We start from the raw sequence: 11,524 nt of genomic DNA on the forward strand, positions 1-11,524 counted from the left end.
GCTGTGATGCATAAGATCACATTGATCGGTTTAGGTCATAAGGATAAGAACGACCTGCCGTTAAATCAGTATATGTTACTGAAAAAGGCTGAATACCTTATTGTGAATACAACAGACCATCCAGTTCTGGAAAGCCTTTTAGCTGAAGGCAGGTCATTTGACGTCTTGAACGATTTCAGTGAGTTGCCTGCAGATGTCTCTAAACTGGCAGCAGTCCTGATTGAAAAAGTGAACCAGGGTCCCGTTACCTATGCAGTACCCGGATTCATTTCTACTGAAGATGATTTATTGGTGGAGTTGAAGACATGTTATGGTCATGTCGAGGTCATTCAAGGTAAAAGCTTTCTGGAGGCGCTAGTCAGTGCTGTCAATGTCGATCCACTGGAAGGGATACAGCTAATCAATGCTGGGAGTTTACAGCAGGATAGTATCCAGACAGGTCAGCCAGTTTTCGTTACACAGCTCAACGGCGCTGTGGCCATGACAGAAGTAAAGTCAGTACTAATGACTAAATACCCAGCTGATCATACAATCACTGTAATTAATTCGCCAGGAAATCAGGATGAAAAGGTCAGCTATATACCACTCAATGAACTGGACCAAGCAAGTGAAGATGGGGAAATTGCTTCAACATCGCTGTTCTGTCCGCCTTTAAGTTTAGATGAGCAGGTGACGTCACTTTCCACTCTTCAGCATTACATCGATCAGGTGACTGCACCTGAAGGAGATGTCTGGATCAATGAACAGACACCACGTTCTCTGATACGGTACTTAAAAGAAGAAACAGGTGAACTGATCGAAGCGATCGAAAAAGAGGATACAGCCAACTGGAAGGAAGAATTGGGGGATGTACTGGTTCAAATCCTCTACCAGACTAGTGCCGCTGAAAAAGAAGGACTATTCAGCTTTGAAGACGTACTGACTACTGTAAACCGAAAAATAAGAAGACGTCACCCGCATGTGTTTGACGGGGTGGAAGCTAATACACCAGAAGAAGTAGATGCAATATGGCAGAAAATCAAACGAGAAGAAAAGAGGATGAAAGATGAGACTTGACAAATTTTTAAAAGTGTCCCGAATTATTAAAAGACGTTCTGTAGCAAAAGAAATTGCGGACAAAGACCGAATACTGATTAATGGGAAAAAGGCTAAGTCCTCGAGTACAGTTGCCGTAGAAGATGAACTGACTATACACTTTGGAAACAAGACACTTAAAGTAAAAGTGGAAGACATAAAAGATACGACCAAAAAAGATGAAGCAAAAAATCTATATTCTATAATTGAAGAAACGTATCAGGAATCACGCTGACGCACTGACAACCGGACACAGTCGCTTGCCTGGCTGAACAGTAGAGTCAGTCAGCCGACCGATTGTGTCTTATTTAGTACAGTTAAAATAATTCAAAAAATCAAATCTGCTAGTTCTTTCAAAGTGACCCATTTATTGATATACTTTAAACACTTAAATCGGAAAAAAAGGGGGGCAGCAATAATGGATAATAAAAAACCACGTATTGCTCGCATCGATAATCCTTACAATGAAACAAAAACACTCGAAAGCATACGCGCGCATAAACGCAAAAAACAACTTAAAAGACGAATGCAGCTGATTATTGCAGCGGGAACATTGCTTATCCTGCTGGCGAGCAGTGCACTGGTCACTAATTACTTTAAATTAAATGAGCTCGAAGAGCAGAGAGTGGTGGCAGAGCAGGAGCTCGAATCACTAGGCCTGCATCAGGAAGAGCTGGAGTACTATATCGGTCTTCTGGAAGACGAAGAATACGTAGCGAAACTGGCTAGAAGTGAATATTATCTGACTAAAGACAATGAAATCGTCTTCAGTTTCCCGGATGACCGGAACCCAGACCATATCGAAGCCACAGAAACTGCGCCAGAACGCGATGCGGAAGAACTGGGAGATCAGGACTGAAAACACGAACATTAAAGTGGATTTGGTACAAAACCTTCCCTATAAACCTTTATTATAAAATGGGAACATGGTATAATGAACTCAAATTACTTAGGAGGCAACATAGAAAATATGTCAATTGAAGTTGGAAACAAAGTAGAAGGTAAAGTTACGGGTATTGCTAATTTTGGTGCGTTTATTGATTTAGGCAATAACAAAACTGGATTAGTTCACATTAGTGAAGTATCAGATAGTTATGTAGAAAACATTAACGAAGAATTAGAAGTAGGTCAAACTGTCACTGTAAAAGTACTATCTATAGCAGATGACGGAAAAATCGGATTATCTATCCGTAAAGCTCAAGACAAACCTGTCGAAGCAACTCCAAGACCAAAAGCTCCAAGTCGTGGGCGTGCAAGTTCTTCTTCAAGCAAAAGAAGTGCCCCAGCTCCTAAAAAAGATGATTTTGACTCTCTCATGAGTTCTTTCCTAAAAGACAGTGAAGACCGTCTGACATCTATTAAACGAAACACTGAAAATAAACGCGGCGGACGCGGTGGACGAAAAAATTAATCACTCCATTTAAAATGAATAAATAAAAGGGTTTGGGGGGTTCCCTGAACCTTTTTTAATTGGAATTCAGCAGCTTGAAAAGAGGTGAACGGATGGATCTGTATCGAGATTTTGCTTTAAAAGTAAAACGCGGAGCTTACTGGGGAAAAAATGACAAGGTGATTATTGCTGTATCTGGTGGAGTGGATTCTGTCGTTTTACTGGATCTGGTCAGTCGCCTTCCCGCAGACACCAAACCTAATATAACTGTCGCACATGTGGATCATCAGTTGAGAGAGGTGTCAGGTGATGATGCACTGTTTGTCAGGTCGCTGGCATTAGAATATGAAGCGGATGTCGAGATATACAAGTGGTCGAAAGAAGAGCATCCAGGTTCCGGGTTAGAGCAGGCCGGAAGAACCGTTCGCTATGCCTATTTTAAAAGCCTGGCCGAGCGTATTGGCAGTGAGGTTCTCCTGACTGCTCATCATAAAGATGATCAGGTAGAAACAGTCTTAATGCGACTGGTCAGAGGGAACTCTCTCAACGCATTGACGGGTATAGTACCTGTTCGAAAAGATGAAAATCTGACTATCATCAGACCGCTGCTCCCTTATAGTAAGTCTGAGCTGATCGGCTATGCCGAAAAGCATCAGCTGAAATGGCGTGAAGATGAGACGAACAAGGCCTCTTATTATACACGCAACCGGTTTAGACAGACGATTATTCCTTTATTAAAAACAGAGAATCCCTCCGTAGAAGATCACATCATTCGATTCTCTCAAGAGATCCATAGTGTAATGAGCCTCATCACACCACTAATTGAAGAAAAGCGGAAACAGATTGTAGAGGTGAATGACCATCAGCTTGTAATTGATAGAGAACCGTATTTAATCCTGGATGATTTTATGCAGGAGAAGGTACTGGCGAGCGCCGTAGCTGAATGGAAAAATGAAGCTGGTTTTGTATTAACTCAAAAACATCTGACCCTTTTTAGAAACTGGCTTGAAACAGCAGGGCCTAATACGTCCATCGATCTGCCGAACAAGTTGACTGCAACAAGAATCTATAATCAATGTACGATTGAGAAGAAACCAGTCGGAAGTGGTCAGTCAGAACCATCTACACAGACTAAGTCATTGGAACCTGGTGAATGGATTCCGTTGTCAGGTAATAAAGTAGTCGGGCTCCTGCCGTACTCAGATTACTGCACCAGAACACCAGAAGGAGATGAGCACCCGCTATACCTTAATCTAGAGCCCTCACAGATCCCATTGACGATCAGACATCGACAGGACGGGGACAAAATCAGGGTTAAGGGTATGCACGGGTCGAAAAAAGTAAAGGACATTTTCATTGATCAGAAAATTCCAGCCCAGGACCGGAAAAACGCATGGATTATCACAGATGCTCATCAGGAAATTTTGTGGGTCGTCGACTACAAGGAATCCGCATTGTCACTTGACCCTATAACTGATACAATAAGCTACGTACTAATTTATTCAGACACCAGTGATCGATAAACATAATCACTATGAAAGTCGAAGGAGACGATATTAATGAAAAATGACATTGAAAGTATATTGATTTCAGAAGAAGATATTCAAAAAAAAGTAGTGGAACTGGCTAAAGTGCTGGACGAAGAATATGAAGGGAAAAACCCGTTATTAGTGGGCGTATTAAAAGGTGGGCTGCCGTTCATGGCTGATTTAATTAAAAAGATGGAGATCTATCTTGAAATCGACTTTATGGATGTCTCCAGTTATGGGAATGACACCGTATCTTCCGGAGAAGTTAAAATCCTTAAAGACCTGGATACAAATGTAGAAGGCAGACACGTCCTCTTTGTGGAAGACATCATTGATACGGGCGGAACGCTTGCTTACCTGAAAGACCTATTTAAATATAGAAAAGCAGCATCAGTCAAAATCGTTACTATCCTGGATAAGCCATCAGGACGAAAAATCGATATCAGCGCAGATTGGGTAGGGTTTACTGTACCGCATAAATTTGTCGTCGGATATGGACTGGATTATGCTGAAAATTACCGTAATCTGCCGTTCATTGGCGTTTTAAAACCTGAAGTCTATCAATAATCAAGCGACTATGTGAATGATGTATGGATGTTAGATGAGATTAATCTTTAAATACTGAATCATCAAACAAAATTCATAGTCAAAGATAGTCAAGTATGGTAACATGATGTGGTATATTATTTTAAGTAAGTACCCTTAAAATGGTGAAATAAAAATTAATTGATAGATGGAGGATGACATGAAGAAGGGATTTTTTAAGAGTGGATTCTTCTACGTCATCGTGTTTCTTGCAGTTATTGGTATTGCAAGTTGGGCGACTGGTGGCGGTCAGGATCAAGCTTCTGAAGGCGTAAGTTCAACGGAGTTTATCGAGTTTCTAGAAGACGATCGTGTAGAAGAATTTCAGATCCAGCCAACAGCTGGTGTATATGAAATAAGAGGTAGCTTTCGAGAAGGACAAGCAGTAGAAATTGAGCAGGATCAGACGGTCAATTTATTTGGCGGACTGGACCAGACAGAAGCTGAACTTTTTACTACTTATATTTTAAGAAATGATAATATTGTAGAAGAAATGTTTTCTTTAGCTCGAGGCAATGATGTCAATATTGTATCAGTTGAAGAACCGACAACAGGTATCTGGACAAGTTTACTCTTCTCTTTCCTGCCGTTATTGTTATTTGTAGGGTTCATCTACTTTATGATGGGTCAAGCAGGTCAAGGTGGCGGAGCAGGAGGCGGACGTGGTGTTATGAACTTTGGCAAGTCTAAAGCTAAAGAAAGTGATGCTAAAACAAGTAAAGTCCGTTTCTCTGATGTTGCCGGAGCCGATGAAGAAAAAGAAGAACTCGTGGAAGTCGTTGAGTTCCTGAAAGATCCAAGACGTTTTGCGAATCTGGGAGCACGTATCCCTGCTGGTGTCTTACTTGAAGGACCTCCGGGAACAGGGAAAACCTTGCTTGCTAAAGCAGTAGCTGGGGAAGCCGGCGTCCCTTTCTTCTCGATTTCAGGTTCTGAATTCGTAGAAATGTTCGTTGGGGTCGGAGCAAGTCGTGTTCGTGACTTGTTTGAGAATGCCAAGAAAACAGCACCGGCTATCATCTTTATAGATGAGATCGATGCGGTCGGCCGTCAGCGTGGCGCAGGAATGGGTGGAGGACACGATGAACGTGAACAAACCCTGAATCAGCTGCTAGTTGAGATGGATGGATTTACTGGTAATGAAGGAGTTATCGTCATTGCTGCAACAAACAGACAGGATGTTCTGGATCCAGCGCTGCTGAGACCAGGCCGTTTTGACAGACGTATTATGGTTGGTCGTCCGGATGTCAAAGGGCGTGAAGCCATTCTTAAAGTTCACTCCAAGAACAAACCGCTGTCTCCAGATGTAGACTTGAAAGTCATTGCAAGACAAACACCTGGTTTCGCTGGTGCGGATCTTGAAAACTTACTGAACGAAGCTGCATTAGTTGCTGCCAGACGCGACAGTAAAGCAATCGAAGCAATGGATCTGGATGAAGCACATGACCGAGTGATTGCAGGACCGGCTAAGAAGGACCGCGTCATATCGGAAACAGAACGTGGAATGGTTGCGTATCATGAAGCTGGACATACGATAGTTGGTTTAGTGTTGAGTGATGCTCGAATCGTTCACAAAGTAACAATCGTTCCTCGAGGTCGTGCGGGTGGTTATGCCATCATGCTGCCTAAAGAAGATCGATTCCTGATGACTAAGAAAGAATTATTCGAACAGATTGTTGGCTTACTGGGTGGACGTGTGGCTGAAGAAATCATCTACAATTCACAATCCAGTGGAGCATCGAATGACTTCCAGCAGGCAACACAAATTGCCCGCAGCATGGTAACTGAATACGGTATGAGTGATTTGCTTGGACCGGTTCAATATGAAGGTGGCGGACAGGTATTCCTAGGAAGAGATTATTCTCAATCCAAAGCATACTCTGAGCAATTCGCTTACCAGATTGACCAGGAAGTTCTCCGCATTCTGAATGAAGGACATGCAGAAGCTAAACGCATTATTGAAGAACATAAAGATGCGCATGAACTGATTGCACAGAAACTGCTTGAAGTTGAAACTCTTGATGAGCAACAAATCAAATCATTGTTTGAACAAGGGGAGATGCCTTCTAAAGAAGCAGAGAAATCGTCTGAGTTTCCTCGTGAAAATGATGAAGAGATTATTCCTGAAGAAGCGGATCGTGATCCTGAAGAAGAACCCGTAGGAACATCTTTTGAAGAAATCAGAGAAGCAAGAGAGAAGAAAGAAAGAGAACGTGAAAAACGTTTTGAAGAACAGCAGTCAGAGTCAGACGAAAGTGAAGAAACTGATACTGATAAGAAACCTGAAGAGTAATAGGCATAGAAGAGGAGGGGTATTACTAGCCCTCCTCTTCTTTCCATGTAAAATAGAGAAGACAAGGGAACTTAAACTGATATAAAGGTAGTGAATAGCGTGTCGGATAAATTAATAAAAGCTTTAGGATACGATGATCAAATTAGAGTTTATGTGATCGATGCAACAGATATGGTAAAAGAAGCACAACAGAAACATGACTCGTGGTGTGCAGCAACTGCTGCATTAGGTAGAGCAATGGTGGGGACAACACTTTTGGGCGCTACCTTAAAAGGCGAGGAAAAGCTGACGGTCCGTATCGAAGGTAATGGCCCCGTCGGGTATCTTTTGGTGGACAGCAACGGAAAAGGAGAAACCAAAGGGTACATTAAGTACCCGGAAGTCGATCTTCCATTAAATGAAAAAGGCAAGATAGATGTTAAAGGGGCTGTTGGGTCAGAAGGTATGCTGACTGTTAGTAAAGACCTCGGAATGAAAAAACCGTTTGTTGGTCAGGTGCCACTAGTCAGTGGAGAGCTTGGAGAAGACTTCACTTATTACATGGCGGCTTCAGAACAAGTACCGTCTGCGATAGGGCTGTCTGTCCTGGTCAATCCTGATAATACGGTTCAAGCAGCCGGTGGATTTATGATACAGGTCCTTCCAAATGCGGAAGAAGAAACAATCAAAGCGGTAGAAGATGCGATTGCTGAGCTGCCGTTAGTCTCTCATCTTATGGATCAGGGAGAGACACCTGAAAAGATCTTAGATCGCTTAGTTAAAGGAAATAATGCCAGAATACTTGAAACAATGCCTGTCGTCTTCAAGTGTGACTGCTCGAAGGAGCGGTTTAAAGATGCTATTGTGACGCTTGGTGAACAGGAAATACAGGAAATGATCGATGAAGATCATGGAGCAGATGCTGTATGCCATTTTTGCCGTTCAACGTATCATTTTGATGAAAAAGAACTTGAACACCTGATCGAAGAAACAAAAAGTTAACAAGGATAATGGGGACCAGTCTCTGATTCTTCTTTAAGAGAACCGGAAGATATGGTAATATTATTCAGAATGAAAGAATGCAGAGTCATTCTTTGAAGTGAGAAAATAAGACAAATAGAAATCAGAACGGAGTGGCAGGAGTGTCTCAAGAAACACATAATCAGGAAACAGAAACAGATCAGCTAATCGTCAGACGTGAAAAAATGGCTGAACTAATAGCGCGCGGAATCGATCCGTTTGGTGGCCGTTATGAACGTACGCATTATTCAAATGAGGTCAATACCTCTTTCGCAGATCAGTCTAAAGAAGAATTGTCAGAGGCAAAAACATCTGTAAAAGTAAGTGGACGCTTAATGACTAAACGCGGCAAAGGAAAAGCCGGGTTTGCTCATCTTAAAGACAAAAATGGATCAGTCCAGATATACGTACGAAAAGATGCAGTGGGCGATGACCAGTACGAGACATTTAAAACAGCTGACATAGGCGACTTTTTAGGGATCGAAGGAACAGTCATGAAAACCAATACGGGTGAGGTGACCATACGCGCTACAGAATTGACGTATTTGACTAAATCATTACGCCCGCTTCCTGACAAATACCATGGTCTGACAAACGTTGAACAGAAATACCGCCAGCGTTATTTAGATCTGATATCCAATGAAGACAGTTATGACCGTTTCACCAAACGCAGTCAGATCATTCAAGCCATCAGAACACATTTGAACTCGCTTGATTATCTGGAAGTTGAGACTCCTCTGCTGCATAATATTGCCGGTGGAGCAGCAGCACGACCATTCACGACCCATCATAATGCTCTGGATATGCAGTTATATCTGCGTATCGCCATTGAGCTTCACCTGAAACGACTGATCGTCGGCGGGATGGAAAAAGTGTATGAAATTGGACGTGTTTTCCGTAATGAAGGGATCGATACCACTCATAACCCTGAATTTACGATGCTTGAACTCTACACTGCATTTCACGATATCGAGGATGTCATGAACCTGACTGAAAATCTGGTACGTTCAGTGACTGAACAAGTACTGGGATCTACAGATATTCCATATGGAGATGAAACAATCCACATTGGTAAGAAGTGGGACCGCAGACATATGGTTGACTTGATCAAAGAGCAGACGGGAATCGACTTCTTCAAGAATTATTCTGATGAAGAAGCTCGTCAGTTGGCCGAAAAGCATCATGTTGAGATTGATGATTATGCTACATTCGGTCACGTTGTGAATGAATTTTTCGAAAAATTTGTCGAGCACACATTAGTGCAGCCTACTTTCGTATACGGTCATCCACTTGAGATATCTCCATTGGCTAAAAAGAACCAAGAAGATGGTCGCTTTACTGACCGTTTTGAGTTGTTTATCGCCAAGCATGAATACGCAAATGCCTTTAGTGAATTAAATGATCCTATTGATCAGAGAGAACGATTTGAAGCTCAGGTTAAAGAAAAAGCGCAGGGTAATGATGAAGCGCATGACATTGATGAAGACTTCATAGAAGCTTTGGAATACGGCATGCCTCCAACAGGGGGATTAGGTATCGGTATCGACAGACTGGTCATGCTGTTGACTGACGCCCATTCGATTCGTGATATTCTATTATTCCCTACTATGAAAAATCTGGAACAGTAAATGTTAAAAGCATGAAGGTGAGAGAATGATTCTGACTTTCATGCTTTTTAATTCTTTATTCTCGTAATTATTCCTAAATTTATATACTATGATAGTAGTAAGATGACTGAAAGTGAGAGGAAGAAGGAGATAATATGAAAAAATCAAGATGGATGAATTTTCTGGGAGGAACAGATTTACTCTTTACCCTAGTTGCAGTGATTTTACTGGGGATTGCGTTTTTCCTTTTTAACCAGGTCAGTTATATATTTACACCTGTATTAGTTGTTATATCCAATATACTGATGCCATTTGTTATAGCACTATTAATGTATTACCTATTTAACCCATTTGTTAATTATCTGGAAAAAAGAAAAGTCAAACGAATATATGGAGTAGGTATATTATTTCTGCTGGTCATTGGACTGTTAGTTGTTGCAGTAGGAGCTATCTTCCCGTTTCTGCGTGATCAGATCGCCAGCTTTATTGAGAATTTTCCTGACTTTATTGATTCAATCATAGGGACCGTCACAGGATGGGTAGAAACATTACCCTTTGGAGCAGAAATAGAATCGTTTATTGAAGAAGGGGAAACATTTATTGCATCAATCCCTGACAATCTGGATCAGTATCTGACAGACGGTTTTAGTGGACTATCAACGGTGATGGCTGGAGTAACTAATGTGGTCGTTACAGTCATTACATTTCCTATCATACTGTTTTTCCTTTTAAAAGATGAGAAGCGTTTTTTCAATGCAGTACTGGGAGTAGTCCCTCCTAAATGGAGAGAAGATCTGATAAGAGTATCATCTGAAATTAACCTTCAAGTTGGGGCTTACGTGAAAGGGCAGCTGATTATTGCATCCTCAATCGGTGTTATGATGTTTATTGGATTTACTGTCATTGGTCTTGAATATAACGGTGTATTGGCGATTATTGCCGGATTCACTTCCATTATTCCATATATTGGACCGACGTTAGCATTCATTCCTGCACTCGTTATTGCATTAATGGATTCATGGTGGATGGTCCTGCAGTTACTTATTGTATGGGCGGTCGTCCAGTTCATAGATGGAAATCTAATCGAGCCGAACGTAATGGGGAAACAGTTGAACGTTCATCCATTGACTATCATTATTGTATTGCTGGTCATGGGAGATTTGATTGGATTGTTTGGTCTGATCTTCGGGGTCCCAATCTACGCGATTATAAAAGTCATAGTGGTGCACTTCTTCCAGCAATTCAAGAAACGGTACAATAAGTACTATGGTGATGTTGATGGAGAATATGATGTCAAGCCAATTGAAGTTGCAATCAGTGGGCAAAAAAGAGAAGATTCTCAATTGAAGAGAACACTTAACATTGCTCAGTTGAAGAAGAAAAAAGAAAAAGCAAAAATCGAAAAGAAAAAAAATGAAGATGATGAACTATCAAGTGATGATAGTAAAGACAATTAAATTCTATCTTTAAAGCATATAAGAAGAGGTTATCGGTCGTTCCTGAGAGGGGAATGGCTGTTAGCCTCTTTTTTCTGCAGATGCCTAAAATGATTTTCATAAATAACCGAAAAACTGTTGACGAAGGAGCGAATACCTGTTAAGATTAATCTCGTTGCTGCAAAACAGTAACAAGTTTTACAAACAGAAATTATTTGAAATAAGTATTGACTTTCAGGTGGCAACGATATATACTAAAGTAGTTGTCATAGAGGCAAAGGGAACGCTTACAGAATTAAATTGATTGCGAAATTAATTTAAAAAAGATGTTGACTCAAAGCTGAACTGATGGTAAGATAGTTAAGTTGCTAATAACGCAAAACACATTCAGCAACACCAACCGAACGAGATAGATCTTTGAAAACTGAACAAAGTAGAAACAACCAAATGTGCAAGGGTCTTCGGTCCGTTTAGGGCCGGAGACAACAAACGAGTTAACCTAGTTAACTCACAAGCAATACAATGAGCAAGTCAAACTTAAAATGAGAGTTTGATCCTGGCTCAGGACGAACGCTGGCGGTATGCCTAATACATGCAAGTCGAACGCTGAA

10 protein-coding genes and 1 rRNA gene are annotated in these 11,524 nt (G+C 41.3%); all 11 read left to right on the top strand.

Features of this window, described 5'->3' with window-relative positions:
* Nucleotides 1-6 precede the first annotated feature (6 nt).
* Complete coding sequence (locus CLV38_RS02755) at nt 7-1,056, top strand: MazG nucleotide pyrophosphohydrolase domain-containing protein (protein WP_106191192.1); 1,050 nt, start codon at nt 7-9, stop codon at nt 1,054-1,056.
* The gene (locus CLV38_RS02760) at nt 1,046-1,309 is read left to right on the top strand and encodes an RNA-binding S4 domain-containing protein (RefSeq protein ID WP_106191194.1); all 264 of its coding nucleotides are present in this window, start codon (nt 1,046-1,048) and stop codon (nt 1,307-1,309) included. The genes CLV38_RS02755 and CLV38_RS02760 overlap by 11 nt, the downstream gene beginning before the upstream one ends.
* A 183-nt stretch (nt 1,310-1,492) precedes the next feature.
* Nucleotides 1,493-1,933: an FtsB family cell division protein gene (locus tag CLV38_RS02765; protein WP_106191196.1), complete on the top strand. Its 441-nt coding sequence runs from the start codon at nt 1,493-1,495 to the stop codon at nt 1,931-1,933.
* Between the two features lie 111 nt (nt 1,934-2,044).
* Nucleotides 2,045-2,485 (top strand): S1 domain-containing RNA-binding protein, encoded by a 441-nt coding sequence (locus CLV38_RS02770; RefSeq protein ID WP_106191198.1) that lies wholly within the window; start codon nt 2,045-2,047, stop codon nt 2,483-2,485.
* 92 nt (nt 2,486-2,577) lie between these two features.
* Nucleotides 2,578-3,987 carry a tRNA lysidine(34) synthetase TilS gene (gene tilS, locus CLV38_RS02775; protein WP_106191200.1) on the top strand — a complete coding sequence of 470 codons (1,410 nt, stop codon included), beginning with the start codon at nt 2,578-2,580 and terminating at the stop codon, nt 3,985-3,987.
* 36 nt (nt 3,988-4,023) lie between these two features.
* Nucleotides 4,024-4,560, top strand: coding sequence for a hypoxanthine phosphoribosyltransferase (gene hpt / locus CLV38_RS02780; protein WP_106191202.1), 537 nt, complete (start codon nt 4,024-4,026; stop codon nt 4,558-4,560).
* A 178-nt stretch (nt 4,561-4,738) separates the two neighbouring features.
* Nucleotides 4,739-6,871, top strand: coding sequence for an ATP-dependent zinc metalloprotease FtsH (gene ftsH / locus CLV38_RS02785; RefSeq protein ID WP_106191204.1), 2,133 nt, complete (start codon nt 4,739-4,741; stop codon nt 6,869-6,871).
* A gap of 99 nt (nt 6,872-6,970) precedes the next feature.
* Nucleotides 6,971-7,852, top strand: a complete 882-nt coding sequence (gene hslO / locus CLV38_RS02790; RefSeq protein ID WP_106191206.1) for an Hsp33 family molecular chaperone HslO — start codon at nt 6,971-6,973, stop codon at nt 7,850-7,852.
* 140 nt (nt 7,853-7,992) lie between these two features.
* Entirely contained in the window at nt 7,993-9,498 is a 1,506-nt protein-coding gene (gene lysS, locus CLV38_RS02795; protein WP_106191208.1) for a lysine--tRNA ligase, read from the top strand.
* A 134-nt stretch (nt 9,499-9,632) separates the two neighbouring features.
* A complete protein-coding gene (locus tag CLV38_RS02800) occupies nt 9,633-10,934 on the top strand; it encodes an AI-2E family transporter (RefSeq protein WP_106191211.1) in 1,302 nt (433 codons plus the stop codon).
* A 517-nt stretch (nt 10,935-11,451) separates the two neighbouring features.
* Nucleotides 11,452-11,524: ribosomal RNA gene (locus CLV38_RS02805) — 16S ribosomal RNA — on the top strand; the annotation flags it as partial.

The organism is Alkalibacterium olivapovliticus (assembly GCF_003003275.1).
GTDB classification, from domain to species: Bacteria; Bacillota; Bacilli; order Lactobacillales; family Carnobacteriaceae_A; genus Alkalibacterium; species Alkalibacterium olivapovliticum.